This window comes from Brucella tritici (assembly GCF_008932285.1).
Lineage (GTDB): Bacteria > Pseudomonadota > Alphaproteobacteria > Rhizobiales > Rhizobiaceae > Brucella > Brucella tritici.
Genome location: NZ_WBVY01000001.1, coordinates 605,777 through 620,161, shown reverse-complemented (window position 1 = coordinate 620,161; position 14,385 = coordinate 605,777). Strand labels below are relative to the sequence as shown.

Below are 14,385 nucleotides of genomic sequence, written 5' to 3'. Positions count from 1 at the left end.
TCAGTCAGGCGACCTTGTCGTTCGAAACGGCAATCACCTTCTGCAAAACAGCAAGTGCTGCACCACTGTCGATGGATTGCGCAGCGAGTGCAATGCCTTCTTTCAGATTTTCCGCTTTGCCAGAAATGACGAGCGCCGCGCCCGAATTGAGCAGAACGATATCTCGATAGGCGTTTTTCTCGCCTTCAAGCACACCCAGCAGAGCCTTGGCGTTTACCGAAGCCTCGCCGCCTTTCAGTTCTGCCGGATCGCAACGACGGAGTCCAACTTCTTCCGGTGTGATCTCAAAGGTGCGGATTTGACCGTTTTCGAGGGCAGCAACCTGTGTCGTGCCCGCGGTAGTCATTTCGTCGAGACCATCGCCATAGACAACCCAAGCTGCTTCGGAGCCCAGTTCCTTGAGCACTTCAGCCAGCGGCACGAGCCATTGTGGAGCGAATACCCCGACAAGCTGACGCTTGACACTGGCCGGGTTGGAAAGAGGGCCAAGCAGATTGAAGATGGTGCGTGTGCCGAGTTCAACGCGGGAAGGGCCTACATGGCGCATGGCAGAATGGTGCATCGGCGCAAACATGAAGCCAAGACCGGCTTCTGTAATGCTGCGACCAATGATGCTCGCGTCTGCCTCAATATTGATACCGAGCGCGGCTAGCGCATCGGCTGCGCCGGAGCGGGAGGAGAGGGCACGGTTGCCATGCTTGGCGACGGGAACACCCGCGCCAGCAACAACAAACGCCGAGCAGCTTGAGACGTTGTATGAACCTGATTGATCGCCACCGGTTCCAACAATATCGATTGCATTGTCGGGAGCGGAAACTCCCAACATACGCGAGCGCATGGAGGCAACGGCACCGGCGATTTCCGGCACGGTTTCACCGCGTACACGCAATGCCATCAGCAGTCCGCCGATTTGCGACGGTGTTGCCTGGCCCGACATCATGATGTCGAAGGCGGCCCTGGAATCCTCGAGCGAAAGCGGCTCTCCAGCAGCAGCTTTCGCAATATAAGGTTTTAGATCAGCCATTTTGAATGCCCACCATCCTTAAAACGCCAGAGCGTTGTTAATGACGGTCTGGTTTATCTTCACAGGGTACTGCTTCTGCAATTCGCCGACGAGCTGTTCGAGAACGTCATCCGAGAGTGATGTCGCCAGATACTTCTGCTGCTGTTCCGGAATAGCTTCCGGGCCTGCTCCAGCAGGTTCGGTTACTTCAACAACCTTGAACAGAATCTGGGCATCGTCCGAAGGTGCAGCAGCGCTACCGGTGAAACCATTCGCTCCCCGGAAAATCTGCGCCGCCGCCGCTGTTCCGATATCGGCATCGTTGGTGGTGCGAACAATACCACGCTTGGTCTGCTTTTCGACGCCCAGCTCTGTAGCGATCGCGTCGAGTGTCGCGCCGCCGTCAAGACGCTTCTTCAGCTCGTCTACGCGCTGGTTGAGACGCTTGACTGCTTCTTCGCCCTTCCACGCCGCTGCAACCTTGTCCTTGACTTCGTCGAGCGTACGGTCGCGTGCCGGAGTTACACCATCAATCTGGTACCAGAGATAGCCAATATTGCCCATGGTCAGGGCGTCGTTGTCAAAACCCTGGTCGGCCTGGAAGGCAGCAGAAAGCAGCGCTTCGGAGTTTGGCAGCTGCACCGGATTACCAGAAGGATCGTTACCTTCGGCGTCGACGGCTTCCACGATGACGGACTTGAGGCTTAGCTTCTTTGCCACATCAGCCATTGATGCGCCGTCGGAACGGTCCTGCTCATAAGAATCATGAATGCCGCTGATGCTGCTTGCTGCGATATTGTTGGCAAGCGTGGTGCGAATTTCGCCTTCAACTTCGGCTTGTGGCTTCACATGAGCCGGTTCGATCTGCGTCACACGCAGGATAACTGGACCAAAGCCGCCCTTCACCACCGGGCTCACGCCATTCTCTTCCAGTGCAAAAGCTGCGTCGGCAACGGCCTGATCAGGAATGGCGGATTTCTCAAACGTGCCAAGCTTCAGGTCGTCTTCTGTTTTGCCCTGTTCCTTGCCGATATCGATGAAGCTCGTTCCAGCGGCAATTTTCTGCTGGGCAGCTTCAGCTGCGGCGTCATCGGCAAAGCTCAACTGCTCGATAGTACGCTTTTCGATCGTGCTGAAGCGGTCCTTGTTCTTTTCATAGTATTCGTTGATTTCGTCCTGTGTGACGGCAGACGGATCTGCAATATCAGCCGGCTCCAGCTTCACATAGGTTATTTTCCGGTATTCCGGTGCCTTATACTCGTCCTTGTGCGCGTCAAAATAGGTCTTGAGCGCATCTTCGGACGGGGTAGGGACAGCATCGGCCTTTTCGGCCTGAATGGTCACATAGTCAACACTGCGGGTTTCACCTTGATATAGAGCCAGCGCCTTCAACGCTGTATTCGGAAGCTTGATGCCGTCAGTTGCAGCTTCCACGATCTGCTGGCGGCGAGCCACTTTCGCGCGGTTGTCGAGATAATCCTGCGCACGAATGCCAGATTGACGAAGCACCGCATCGAACTGCGCGCGATTGAAGTTGCCGCTTGCGTCATGGAAAGCTGGATCTTCACCGGTCAGTCGAGCAATTCCGTCCTTGGAAAGGCCGAGCTGCATGTTGCGCGCACCTTCATCCAGAACCACACCGGCTGCGAGCTGGGCGAGTACCTGATTTTCGACACCGAGCGTTTTTGCCTGTTCGCGCGTCAGACGCTGGCGAAACTGTTGAGACAAACGCATCATCTGCTGTTCATAGGCGAAACGATAATCAGTGGCGCTCACTTCGGAACCGCCAGCCGTCAAAGCGGCATTGCCTGACAGGCCGCCGCGAAAGACATCGGAGATGCCCCAGATCGCAAAGCTCAGTACAAGCAGGCCAAGCAGAAGTTTGGCGACCCAGGATTGAGCGGCAGAACGCAGGCTGTCGAGCATTGGAAACCCTTCAAGTATAAATCTAAGCTCGGCTTTCATAGATAGAGCCAGTCAGGGGATAACCTCAAGCCAGCCCTATATGCAAGGTCTCATTGCATGTAGGCACTCAAGAACATTTGCATTGCGGCACGAATACGCTTAGTCAGTGGCAAATTTTGGTGCTGACCGACCCTCAACAGGCGGTCGCATCTGCTGTTTTGAACAGGCGAGGAGAACAAAATGACTCCGGGAATCCGTCCGCTGGTTGCTGGCAACTGGAAGATGAATGGAACGGGAGAATCCCTGACCGAATTGCGTGCGATTGCTGCCGGTCTGAGCTCCGATCTCGGCCGCAAGCTCGATGCAGTCATCTGCGTGCCTGCTACACTTCTTTCCCGCGCGGCTGAAACGCTCGAAGGCGAGACTGTTGGTCTCGGCGGTCAGGATGCTCACCATAAAGTGTCCGGTGCGCATACGGGCGATGTTTCCGCCGAAATGCTGAAGGAAGCAGGCGCGACGCATGTCATCATCGGTCATTCCGAGCGCCGGACCGACCATCATGAAAGCAATGAAACCATCCGCGCCAAGACCGAGGCCGCATGGGCTGCCGGACTGGTCGCAATTGTTTGCATCGGTGAAACCGCTGATGAGCGCAAGGCAGAGCGTACGCTGGATGTAATCGGCAAGCAGCTTGCTGGCTCCTTGCCGGATGGCGTCAATGCCGAGAATACAATCATTGCTTACGAACCGGTTTGGGCGATCGGTACGGGGCTGACGCCGACGGTGCAGGACGTACGCGCTGCGCATGCCTTCATGCGTGAGCAGCTGATTGAACGCTTCGGCACGAAAGGCGCGCATCTTCGACTGCTCTACGGCGGTTCGGTCAAGCCTTCAAACGCGCTGGAATTGCTGGGCGTTGCGGATGTTGACGGGGCGCTTGTCGGCGGTGCGAGCTTGAAGGCGAACGATTTTCTCGCCATATGCGAAACCTATCGTAATTTGTAACCGGCACATCACGTCTGTCTATCTTGGTCTCAGGGCTTGGATTATTGGACAATAGCGTGTAAAGAGCCGCTCTAGTTTTAGGGATATAAAGACCGTAACCCATGCAGACCGTAATCATTGTCATTCATTTGTTGATCGTGCTGGCGCTTGTCGGCGTTGTGCTTATCCAGCGTTCGGAAGGCGGTGGCCTTGGCATTGGCGGCGGTTCAGGGTTCATGACGGCTCGTGGCGCGGCTAACGCGCTGACCCGCACGACAGCCATTCTCGCGATTGGTTTCTTCGCGACCTCGCTTATTCTGGGCATCATGGCGCGCTACGGTGAAAAGCCGACCGATATCCTCAACCGTATTCCGGCTGCATCCGGCAGCCAGACTGCTCCGGCAGGCGGCAATGGCGGCGGTATCCTCAATCAGCTGGGTGGCGAGTCTTCGCGTCCTGACGCCAATCAGACCACACCGGCAGTTCCGGGCGCTGAGGCACCGGCAACGCAGCCCGATGCTACACAGCCGCAGGCTCCGGTTGTTCCGGAAACCCCGGCCAATCCGGTTCCAAGCTCGCAGTAAAAACACGGGCAAAATGAACAGAATGCGAAACCGGCCCTCGTGGCCGGTTTTCTTTTTGTTAACCATGGGGGCTGCAAAGTGTTGCAGCTAGGCAATACGCTGCAGCGAATCGCATTGCACAATGGCGGCAGCGAATTGAGAACCGGATCGCTTTGCAGTAAGCAGAGCGAAAGTCTGGTCGCAATGAACGCGGCAGGCGTTTCTCCCTTGTGCTTGAATTTTCGGGAACCGAACATGTTTTCACGCCGTATTCTGATGGCCGGTATTGCAAGTCTCTGCATTGGAGCGACCGCTCCGGCATTTGCAGCCTCGCCGGTAAGCGCTGAAGCGCAGCTCAACGAGGCTGCTGCAACCGTTCAGCAAGTTGCGCTTTCAAGCGATGCCAAGGCCAATCCGGAAAAGCCAAAGAAGAAAAAGGCTTCCAAGAGCGGCAATACGGTCAAGGCTAACAAATATAGCGTCGATCCAAAGTTCCGTCCGCAGGAAGTTGCTTTCACCGGTTACAAGCCGGGTACGATTGTGATCGATCCAAAGCAGCGTTTCCTCTATCTTGTGGAAACCTCCTCAACTGCGCGCCGCTATGGTATTGCTGTTGGCAAGCAGGGTCTGGAATTCCAGGGTACGGCGACGATCAGCGCCAAGCGCGAATGGCCGCGCTGGATCCCGACCAAGGAAATGATCGAGCGTGATCCTGCTCACTATGGTCGCTTCAAGAACGGCATGGATGGCGGTCCGGGCAATCCACTTGGTTCGCGCGCCATGTATCTGTTTCAGGGCAACAAGGATACCTACATCCGTATTCACGGCACGGTGCAGCCTTGGACAATCGGCAGCTCGGCTTCCAACGGCTGCTTCCGCATGATTAACGAGGATGTGATGGATCTTTATGAACGCGTCGGTCTGGGCACCGAAGTGGTTGTTCTCTGATCTGCAAATGACTATGTGAATGTGGCCGGGCTTACGGGCTCGGCCTTTTCTTTTGCGCAAATGGCTATTCTGGCAGGTGGAAGCTGTGGATTTCGAGCTTCGACGTGGCTTTATGTGAATAGGGGCGCTAGAGAATACAGACGTATTCGCTCCGGGGTTTCTGGCTCCGGTTTTTCTTTGTGCAACGACGATTACCGCCTGGCTTCGGTGAAAAAACACCGCCGGGATGCATTTTTTTGTGGCGGAATCAATCAAGAAAGTCTAACGAGATAAGCCCATGGCGCGATATGTATTCATCACTGGCGGCGTGGTTTCTTCCCTTGGAAAAGGCATAGCCGCTGCAGCACTGGCTGCACTCCTTCAGGCACGTGGTTACCGCGTGCGTATCCGTAAACTCGACCCTTATCTGAATGTCGATCCCGGCACGATGTCGCCTTACCAGCACGGTGAGGTGTTCGTCACTGACGATGGTGCTGAAACCGACCTTGATCTGGGCCATTACGAGCGGTTCACTGGTCGCCCTGCCAACCAGCAGGACAACATTACGACCGGTCGCATCTACCGTAACATCATCGAAAAGGAACGCCGCGGCGATTATCTCGGTGCGACGGTTCAGGTCATTCCTCATGTGACCGATGAGATCAAGAACTTCGTTCTTGAAGGCAACGAAGACTATGATTTCGTTCTTTGCGAAATCGGCGGCACGGTTGGCGACATCGAAGCCATGCCCTTCCTCGAAGCCATCCGCCAACTTGGTAACGAGTTGCCGCGCGGAACGGCGGTTTATATCCATCTGACCTTGATGCCGTATATTCCGGCAGCTGGCGAATTGAAGACCAAGCCGACTCAGCATTCGGTCAAGGAACTGCGCTCTATCGGTATTGCTCCGGATATCCTTCTGGTTCGCGCCGATCGCGAGATTCCTGAATCAGAACGTCGCAAGCTGTCGTTGTTCTGTAATGTCCGCGAAAGCGCCGTCATTCAGGCGCTCGACGTGGCGACGATCTACGATGTTCCGATCGCCTACCACAAGGAAGGCCTTGATTCGGAAGTTCTGTCGGCATTCGGTATCGATCCGGCTCCGAAGCCGCGCATGGATCGATGGGAAGAGGTTTCCAACCGTCTCCACAATCCGGAAGGCGAAGTGACCATCGCCATCGTTGGCAAGTATACCGGTCTCAAGGATGCTTATAAGTCATTGATTGAGGCGCTTTATCATGGTGGGCTTGCCAACAAGGTGAAGGTCAATCTCGACTGGATCGAGGCGGAAGTCTTCGAAAGCGAAGATCCGGCTCCATATCTGGAGAAGGTTCACGGCATTCTGGTGCCGGGCGGCTTTGGCGAACGTGGCGCAGAGGGTAAGATTCTTGCAGCGAAGTTCGCTCGCGAACGCAAGGTTCCTTACTTCGGTATCTGCTTCGGTATGCAGATGGCCTGCATTGAAGCAGCACGCAATCTGGTCGGTATCGAAAACGCCTCTTCAACAGAGTTCGGCCCGACCAAGGAACCCGTTGTCGGTCTCATGACCGAGTGGCTGAAGGGTAATATGCTTGAGAAGCGTGCTTCGGCTGGCGATCTTGGCGGCACGATGCGTCTTGGAGCTTATGAGGCAGCTCTTGCTTCTGGTTCAAAGATCGCGGAAATCTACGGTTCGACCGATATTTCCGAGCGTCATCGTCATCGCTACGAAGTCAATATCGACTACAAGGAACGTCTGGAATCTGCTGGACTGAACTTCGCAGGCATGTCCCCAGATGGTGTTCTGCCTGAGACGGTCGAATATCCTGACCACCCGTGGTTTATCGGTGTTCAATACCATCCGGAACTGAAGTCCCGACCGTTCGAACCGCATCCGCTGTTCGCTTCCTTCATTGAAGCGGCGATTGAACAGAGCCGTCTGGTCTAAAACTCTAACGCGCCTTTCGGGGCGCGTTTTCATTTCTGCTTTCAGGCCGTGCTCTTGTTTTCGACCAGTCTTTACGCCAGATAAGATGCCTGCGAGGCATTCAGTATCGAGGTTCATGTCATGGCGACTGCCAATCCATCCGTAAAAATCGGAAATGTTACTTTTTCAAACAGTGCGCCGTTCGCCCTGATAGCAGGCCCATGCCAGATGGAAACGCGTGAACACGCTTTCGATATGGCAGGCCGCCTCAAGGAAATGACCGATAAGCTCGGCATTGGCCTCGTTTACAAGTCTAGCTTCGATAAAGCCAATCGTACATCCCTGAAGGCTGAGCGTGGAATCGGTCTCGAAAAGGCAATGGAAGTCTTTTCCGATCTCAAGAAGGAATTTGGTTTTCCGGTGCTGACGGATATCCACACTGAAGAGCAGTGTGCCGAAGTTGCTCCTGTGGTCGATGTCCTGCAAATCCCGGCATTTCTATGCCGCCAGACCGACCTGTTGATTGCTGCCGCAAAGACTGGGCGTGTCGTGAACGTGAAGAAGGGGCAGTTTTTGGCACCGTGGGATATGAAGAACGTTCTTTCCAAGATCACGGAAAGCGGCAATCCAAATGTTCTTGCAACCGAACGCGGTGCGTCGTTCGGTTATAATACGCTCGTTTCCGACATGCGTTCCTTGCCAATCATGGCAGGTCTCGGCTCACCGGTTGTATTTGATGCGACTCACTCCGTGCAACAACCGGGCGGGCAGGGTGGCTCGTCAGGTGGACAGCGCGAATTCGTTGAGACGCTGGCTCGCGCAGCCGTAGCCGTTGGCGTTGCCGGGCTCTTCATCGAAACGCATCAGGACCCGGATAATGCACCATCCGATGGCCCGAACATGGTACCGGTGGATAAAATGCCTGCACTTCTCGAAAAGCTCATGGCTTTTGATCGCATCGCGAAGGGGCTTTAAACAGTTCGCGAAGAATTTAAAAAGGCGGGGGATTTTCCTCCGCCTTTTGTTTCGTTAAGGCTTAAAAACAGGCTAGGTGCATAATCTTTTCTGAAATGTCTGCAAACTTTCAGGATTATGAGCTAAGAAATGGCCGCATCGGATTTGTTAAGCGCCTCGCGGATATGGCGGGGCAATCTATAGGGAAGGACTGGTTCCTATGACTGCAATCATCGACATCGTCGGCCGCGAAATTCTCGACAGCCGCGGCAACCCGACCGTCGAAGTGGACGTCGTGCTTGAAGATGGCTCTTTCGGACGCGCTGCCGTTCCGTCTGGCGCATCGACCGGCGCGCATGAAGCGGTAGAACTGCGCGACGGCGGAAGCCGTTATCTCGGCAAGGGTGTCGAAAAAGCCGTTGAAGCTGTTAATGGCAAGATTTTTGACGCTATTGCTGGCATGGATGCGGAAAGCCAACTGCTTATCGACCAGACGATGATTGAGCTCGATGGTTCGGCCAATAAGGGCAATCTCGGCGCCAATGCAATTCTGGGTGTTTCGCTTGCCGTTGCCAAGGCTGCGGCCCAGGCGACCGGTCTTCCACTTTATCGCTATGTCGGTGGCGCAAACGCCCATGTTCTGCCGGTCCCAATGATGAACATCATCAATGGCGGCGCACATGCCGACAATCCGATCGATTTCCAGGAATTCATGATTCTGCCGGTAGGAGCTTCGTCGGTTCGTGAAGCTGTTCGGTACGGTTCCGAGGTTTTCCATACGCTCAAGAAGCGCCTCAAGGATGCCGGTCACAACACCAACGTCGGCGATGAAGGCGGCTTTGCTCCAAACCTGAAGAATGCTCAGGCTGCGCTCGATTTCATCATGGAATCGATTGAGAAGGCGGGCTTTAAGCCGGGCGAAGATATCGCTCTTGGCCTCGACTGCGCAGCGACCGAATTCTTCAAGGATGGCAACTATGTCTATGAAGGCGAACGCAAGACACGTGATCCAAAGGCTCAGGCCAAGTATCTTGCCAAGCTCGCCGGCGACTATCCTATCGTCACCATCGAAGACGGTATGGCCGAAGACGACTGGGAAGGCTGGAAGTATCTGACCGATCTTATCGGTAACAAGTGCCAGCTTGTTGGCGACGATCTGTTCGTTACAAACTCGGCTCGTCTCCGCGACGGTATCCGTATGGGCGTTGCCAACTCGATTCTCGTCAAGGTCAACCAGATCGGATCACTGTCTGAAACGCTTGACGCTGTCGAAACCGCTCACAAGGCTGGCTACACCGCCGTCATGTCGCACCGGTCGGGGGAAACCGAGGATTCGACGATTGCCGATCTCGCCGTTGCCACCAACTGCGGTCAGATTAAAACCGGTTCGCTGGCTCGTTCTGACCGTACGGCCAAGTACAATCAACTGATCCGTATCGAAGAAGAACTCAGCAAGCAGGCCCGCTACGCCGGCCGCAACGCACTGAAGTTCCTCTGATTTTTCTCTGAGAATTATAAGAGGCGGGCTTTGGCCCGCCTTTTTTTCGTTTTAGCATTATATGATCCCGGATATCCGGCATTTGACCCGAAGTAATTATATTGATATCAATATAATTACTTCGGTGTTCGAACCGATGAGGGAGCGGCTTGAAATTCAATTGACGAAGCCGTGGGCGGATTTATCAACGGGAGAGAGAAAATGGCCTATATAGAGGGATTTGTCGTCGCCGTCCCCAAGGCGAACAAGGAAGTCTATCGCAAGCATGCCGCTGAAGCCGCAGTGTTATTCAAGGAGTTTGGCGTGACGCGGATGGTCGAAGCGTGGGGAGATGATGTGCCGGATGGCAAGGTCACCGATTTTCGGCGTGCGGTTAAGGCCGAGGCTGACGAGGAGGTTGTGTTTTCCTGGTTTGAATATCCTGACAAGGCGACGCGCGACGCTGCAAACAGCAAGATGATGAGTGATCCGCGTATGAAGGCGATGGGCGATCAGATGCCATTCGACGGTAAGCGCATGATCATGGGCGGGTTTTCCACAATTGTCGATGTTTGATCGCAGCCCTTGTTTCGCCCGCAGAATCAAGAGTTCGCCTATTTGCCATTGTTGTTGACCAGTATGGTGTGCTCTGAGGCGCCGATCTGATTAAAGTGGATCGGCGCTCTCATCGGTTGTACGAGCGTGAATCTTGCCAGAAAACTGTTTCACACTTTTCTGGATGCGCTAGGAGTTCATCTCGCTCGGGGGCTTTCATGAAATCTTATCTGATTAATCTTGACAGGAGCTGTGATCGGCTCACTTTTATGACGGAACAGTTTTGCAAGCTGGGATGCGACTTTACGCGTGTAAGCGCCGTCGATGCGCGAATGTTCACTCCAGAGCAGATTCGGGACGCATTGGCGCCAAATCAAAAATGGCCACACCCTCTCACACCTGCCGAAATAGGCTGTTTTCTTTCACATAAGAAATGTCTCGAACTTATCGCACAAGGTGAGGAAGATCACGCGGCAATCTTTGAAGATGATGTTTTATTTGGTCGTGATGCGGACAAACTTCTTGCTTCCGGCGACTGGATACCTGCCGATGCGGATATTATAAAGATCGAAACCCATGATAAGATAGTTCTTCTGGGTACGCATCTGCCCTGCGCTGAAACGCATTTTACGGTTGCACGACTGAGAAGCCGGCACCTTCTGTCGGCTGGCTATATTATCTCAAAGCCCGCCGCACAGCGCATGCTCGCCTTTATGGAAAAGCCTTCGGCACCTCTGGACCATTTTCTATTTGATTCCGAGTTTGGTCCGTTTTCGAATTTTGCGGTTTATCAGACTTATCCGGCGATGTGTCGTCAGGTCGGTTTGGAAAGCACGATTGACGGGAATCGCAAGCATGCAAAAACTCGCCCTGCATTGATGCGGCTTCTGCTTCGGGAGACTATCAGAATTTATAGACGTTCACGTCTCGCTATCATTGGTGCTTGCGTAAACCGGGGAGCTAGAAAGCGTTGGACGCCGATTCCCTTTGAGGCTGGAAATGAGACCGTTTGAATAGTTTGAGCTCCAAGCTGTCTGCTACAGCATGGAGTATTCACGATTGTTCGCTTCCGACATCTGTTCTTGGTAAATCTCTGTTAAGCAAAATGATGCTTCATGGTGGAATTCGGATTGACGCCCTTCGCAGGATTCGCAGTGGCACTAAATATCCGGGAAGGAAGCCGAAATGTGGACCAAGCAGAAGCGTAAATCGATCCGTGGGCGTTTTGTTTTGCCCATTCTGACGGCTGCGTTTCTGAGCTATTTTGGCTTTCACGCCTATCATGGCGAATTTGGTCTTTACTCCCGTATCCAGCTGGAAGAGCAGAAAAGCCTTCTCGCCAAGCAGCTCGAACAGGTGACAGCGGATCGCACCGCCCTCGAAAAGCGAGTCACGCTTTTGCGCGACGGATCCATCGAGAAGGATATGCTTGACGAGCAGGCGCGCAGGGCGCTTAATCTCTCCCATCCCGACGAAGTGACAATTATCACCTCTAGGGAAGACCGTTCAAATTAACTGAAATCCGGTTAATTGTCTTTTTGTGATATGTTTTTAAGGGTTTGGCGACATAGCAGCTATGCTCTGGGCGCATATTGTATCTTGTGATATGCCCGTATAACGTCACAATAGAACGACAATTTAGGGAGCGAGATATGGCACCGAGGGCTAAAAAGTCGCCTGCAAGCAAAGTGCAGGCGTCTTCTGTGACTGCACCCAAGGCACCTGCACCTGCGAACTTCGACAAGAAGCAGGAGCTGGACGCTTATCGCGAGATGCTGTTGATCCGGCGTTTCGAAGAAAAGGCCGGCCAGCTTTATGGCATGGGCTTCATCGGCGGTTTCTGTCACCTTTATATTGGCCAGGAGGCCGTGGTGGTCGGCATGCAGATGGCGCTGAAGGACGGTGATCAGGTTATCACTGCCTATCGCGATCATGGTCATATGCTTGCAGCGGGCATGAGCGCGCGCGGCGTGATGGCTGAACTGACCGGACGTCGCAGCGGCCTTTCCAAAGGCAAGGGCGGCTCCATGCACATGTTCTCCAAAGAAAAGAACTTCTACGGTGGTCATGGTATCGTCGGTGCGCAGGTTTCGCTCGGCACAGGCCTCGCATTCGCGAATCGCTATCGCGACAACGACAATGTTACGCTCACCTATTTCGGTGATGGCGCTTCCAATCAGGGGCAGGTCTACGAAAGCTTCAACATGGCATCGCTGTGGAAGCTGCCAGTAGTCTACATTATCGAAAACAACCGCTATGCCATGGGCACGTCGGTTTCGCGCTCGTCCGCAGAAACAGACTTCTCGAAGCGCGGCCTCTCTTTCAATATTCCTGGTATCCAGGTTGATGGCATGGATGTTCGTGCGGTCAAGGCTGCCGCCGATCTGGCTGTGGAATGGACGCGTTCCGGCAAAGGGCCGATCATTCTCGATATGCAGACCTATCGATACCGCGGTCACTCCATGTCGGACCCGGCAAAGTATCGCTCGAAGGAAGAAGTGCAGAAGATGCGCTCCGAGCATGATCCGATCGAACAGGTCAAGCAGCGTCTCATCGACAAGGGTTGGGCAACCGAGGAAGAGCTGAAGGAAATTGACAAGGATGTCCGCGATATTGTCGCCGATTCTGCCGATTTCGCTCAAAACGATCCGGAGCCGGATGCATCCGAGCTCTACACGGATATTCTGCTCTAATTCCAGGAAGGTGTTGTCATGCCCGTAGAAATTCTCATGCCCGCACTTTCCCCAACCATGGAAGAGGGCAAGCTCTCGAAGTGGCTGAAGAAAGAAGGCGACAAGGTTACGTCCGGCGATGTGATTGCCGAAATTGAAACCGACAAGGCGACGATGGAAGTCGAAGCTGTCGATGAAGGCACGATCGGCAAGATCCTTGTCGATGAAGGCACCGAAGGCGTGAAGGTCAATACGCCGATTGCTGTGCTTCTCGGTGATGGCGAAAGCGCTTCCGATATCGGTTCTGCTCCGGCTGCCAAAGTTGCGGCAACGAAGGACGAAGCCAAGGAAGAGCCAAAAGCCGAAGAAAAGAAGGCTGATTCTGTTCCTGCTGCTCCGAAGGCTCCGGCGCTCGAAGTGGCGTCCGACCCGGACATTCCGGCTGGCACCGAAATGGTTTCCACGACAGTTCGTGAAGCGCTTCGTGATGCTATGGCCGAAGAAATGCGCCGCGATCCGAATGTTTTCGTGATGGGCGAAGAAGTTGCCGAATATCAGGGCGCTTACAAGATCACGCAGGGACTTCTCGATGAGTTCGGTTCCAAGCGTGTTGTCGATACTCCGATCACCGAACATGGTTTTGCCGGTGTAGGTGTTGGCGCGGCTTTTGCTGGTCTGCGTCCGATCGTTGAATTCATGACCTTCAACTTTGCCATGCAGGCAATCGACCAGATCGTGAACTCTGCTGCCAAGACGCTTTATATGTCCGGTGGGCAGATGGGCGCTCCGATGGTCTTCCGTGGCCCATCCGGTGCTGCTGCACGCGTTGCTGCCCAGCATTCGCAGTGCTACGCAGCCTGGTACAGCCACGTTCCGGGTCTGAAGGTCGTCATGCCGTATACGGCGGCCGACGCCAAGGGCTTGCTGAAGGCTGCTATCCGCGATCCAAATCCGGTGATCTTCCTGGAAAACGAAATCCTGTACGGTCACCATTTCGATGTGCCAAAACTTGATGATTTCGTTCTGCCGATTGGCAAGGCGCGCATTCATAAGCAGGGCAAGGACGCCACCATTGTTTCGTTCGGTATCGGCATGACCTATGCTGTCAAGGCGGCTGAAGAGCTGGCCCAGCAGGGTATCGATGTTGAAATCATCGATCTGCGCACGATCCGACCGATGGATATTCCAACGGTTGTGGAATCGGTCAAGAAGACCGGCCGCCTGGTGACGGTGGAAGAAGGCTTCCCGCAGTCGTCCGTTGGTACGGAAATTGCCACCCGCGTCATGCAGCAGGCTTTCGATTATCTCGATGCGCCGATCCTGACCATTGCCGGTAAGGATGTTCCGATGCCTTATGCGGCAAATCTGGAAAAGCTGGCGCTGCCGACTGTCGCCGAAGTGGTCGAAGCGGTGAAAGCCGTTACCTATACCGCATAACG

At 54.3% G+C, this 14,385-nt stretch carries 13 protein-coding genes; 11 read left to right on the top strand and 2 right to left on the bottom strand.

What is annotated here, in order from left to right; translation table 11 throughout:
- Window positions 1–4 precede the first annotated feature (4 nt).
- Together trpD and F9K94_RS03055 are read right to left on the bottom strand one after the other, a co-directional pair.
- A complete protein-coding gene (gene trpD, locus F9K94_RS03060) occupies window positions 5–1,024 on the bottom strand; it encodes an anthranilate phosphoribosyltransferase (RefSeq protein ID WP_151643604.1) in 1,020 nt (339 codons plus the stop codon).
- 18 nt (window positions 1,025–1,042) lie between these two features.
- Window positions 1,043–2,929: a peptidyl-prolyl cis-trans isomerase gene (locus F9K94_RS03055; protein ID WP_151643602.1), complete on the bottom strand. Its 1,887-nt coding sequence runs from the start codon at window positions 2,927–2,929 to the stop codon at window positions 1,043–1,045.
- Window positions 2,930–3,148: 219 nt separating this feature from the next.
- Here F9K94_RS03055 and tpiA point away from each other — a divergent pair, with 219 nt between their 5' ends.
- The 11 genes from tpiA to F9K94_RS03000 all read left to right on the top strand — a co-directional run bounded on the left by tpiA (window position 3,149) and on the right by F9K94_RS03000 (window position 14,383).
- On the top strand, window positions 3,149–3,913 hold the full coding sequence (gene tpiA, locus F9K94_RS03050) for a triose-phosphate isomerase (RefSeq protein WP_151643600.1): 765 nt from the start codon (window positions 3,149–3,151) through the stop codon (window positions 3,911–3,913).
- A gap of 101 nt (window positions 3,914–4,014) precedes the next feature.
- Window positions 4,015–4,476: a preprotein translocase subunit SecG gene (gene secG, locus F9K94_RS03045; protein ID WP_061346216.1), complete on the top strand. Its 462-nt coding sequence runs from the start codon at window positions 4,015–4,017 to the stop codon at window positions 4,474–4,476.
- 234 nt (window positions 4,477–4,710) lie between these two features.
- On the top strand, window positions 4,711–5,403 hold the full coding sequence (locus F9K94_RS03040) for a L,D-transpeptidase (RefSeq protein ID WP_151643598.1): 693 nt from the start codon (window positions 4,711–4,713) through the stop codon (window positions 5,401–5,403).
- A gap of 277 nt (window positions 5,404–5,680) precedes the next feature.
- Window positions 5,681–7,309, top strand: coding sequence for a CTP synthase (locus F9K94_RS03035; protein WP_151556475.1), 1,629 nt, complete (start codon window positions 5,681–5,683; stop codon window positions 7,307–7,309).
- 120 nt (window positions 7,310–7,429) lie between these two features.
- Complete coding sequence (gene kdsA, locus F9K94_RS03030; protein ID WP_061346218.1) at window positions 7,430–8,263, top strand: 3-deoxy-8-phosphooctulonate synthase; 834 nt, start codon at window positions 7,430–7,432, stop codon at window positions 8,261–8,263.
- Between the two features lie 199 nt (window positions 8,264–8,462).
- Complete coding sequence (eno, locus tag F9K94_RS03025; protein ID WP_061346219.1) at window positions 8,463–9,740, top strand: phosphopyruvate hydratase; 1,278 nt, start codon at window positions 8,463–8,465, stop codon at window positions 9,738–9,740.
- A gap of 201 nt (window positions 9,741–9,941) precedes the next feature.
- Window positions 9,942–10,295 (top strand): DUF1428 domain-containing protein, encoded by a 354-nt coding sequence (locus F9K94_RS03020; protein WP_061346220.1) that lies wholly within the window; start codon window positions 9,942–9,944, stop codon window positions 10,293–10,295.
- A 197-nt stretch (window positions 10,296–10,492) separates the two neighbouring features.
- Window positions 10,493–11,287: a glycosyltransferase family 25 protein gene (locus tag F9K94_RS03015; RefSeq protein WP_151643596.1), complete on the top strand. Its 795-nt coding sequence runs from the start codon at window positions 10,493–10,495 to the stop codon at window positions 11,285–11,287.
- A 172-nt stretch (window positions 11,288–11,459) separates the two neighbouring features.
- Complete coding sequence (locus F9K94_RS03010) at window positions 11,460–11,789, top strand: FtsB family cell division protein (RefSeq protein ID WP_061346222.1); 330 nt, start codon at window positions 11,460–11,462, stop codon at window positions 11,787–11,789.
- Between the two features lie 137 nt (window positions 11,790–11,926).
- Complete coding sequence (gene pdhA / locus F9K94_RS03005; protein WP_151643594.1) at window positions 11,927–12,967, top strand: pyruvate dehydrogenase (acetyl-transferring) E1 component subunit alpha; 1,041 nt, start codon at window positions 11,927–11,929, stop codon at window positions 12,965–12,967.
- An 18-nt stretch (window positions 12,968–12,985) separates the two neighbouring features.
- Window positions 12,986–14,383, top strand: a complete 1,398-nt coding sequence (locus F9K94_RS03000) for a pyruvate dehydrogenase complex E1 component subunit beta (protein ID WP_061346224.1) — start codon at window positions 12,986–12,988, stop codon at window positions 14,381–14,383.
- Window positions 14,384–14,385: the final 2 nt, after the last annotated feature.

Excerpts from the sequence above, each read along its gene's own strand:
- trpD (WP_151643604.1), bottom strand. The coding sequence starts at position 1,024 with ATGGCTGATCTAAAACCTTATATTGCGAAAGCTGCTGCTGGAGAGCCG.
- tpiA (WP_151643600.1), top strand. The coding sequence starts at position 3,149 with ATGACTCCGGGAATCCGTCCGCTGGTTGCTGGCAACTGGAAGATGAAT.
- pdhA (WP_151643594.1), top strand. The coding sequence starts at position 11,927 with ATGGCACCGAGGGCTAAAAAGTCGCCTGCAAGCAAAGTGCAGGCGTCT.
- F9K94_RS03035 (WP_151556475.1), top strand. The coding sequence starts at position 5,681 with ATGGCGCGATATGTATTCATCACTGGCGGCGTGGTTTCTTCCCTTGGA.
- kdsA (WP_061346218.1), top strand. The coding sequence starts at position 7,430 with ATGGCGACTGCCAATCCATCCGTAAAAATCGGAAATGTTACTTTTTCA.
- F9K94_RS03055 (WP_151643602.1), bottom strand. The coding sequence starts at position 2,929 with ATGCTCGACAGCCTGCGTTCTGCCGCTCAATCCTGGGTCGCCAAACTT.
- F9K94_RS03040 (WP_151643598.1), top strand. The coding sequence starts at position 4,711 with ATGTTTTCACGCCGTATTCTGATGGCCGGTATTGCAAGTCTCTGCATT.
- F9K94_RS03020 (WP_061346220.1), top strand. The coding sequence starts at position 9,942 with ATGGCCTATATAGAGGGATTTGTCGTCGCCGTCCCCAAGGCGAACAAG.
- F9K94_RS03015 (WP_151643596.1), top strand. The coding sequence starts at position 10,493 with ATGAAATCTTATCTGATTAATCTTGACAGGAGCTGTGATCGGCTCACT.
- secG (WP_061346216.1), top strand. The coding sequence starts at position 4,015 with ATGCAGACCGTAATCATTGTCATTCATTTGTTGATCGTGCTGGCGCTT.
- eno (WP_061346219.1), top strand. The coding sequence starts at position 8,463 with ATGACTGCAATCATCGACATCGTCGGCCGCGAAATTCTCGACAGCCGC.
- F9K94_RS03010 (WP_061346222.1), top strand. The coding sequence starts at position 11,460 with ATGTGGACCAAGCAGAAGCGTAAATCGATCCGTGGGCGTTTTGTTTTG.
- F9K94_RS03000 (WP_061346224.1), top strand. The coding sequence starts at position 12,986 with ATGCCCGTAGAAATTCTCATGCCCGCACTTTCCCCAACCATGGAAGAG.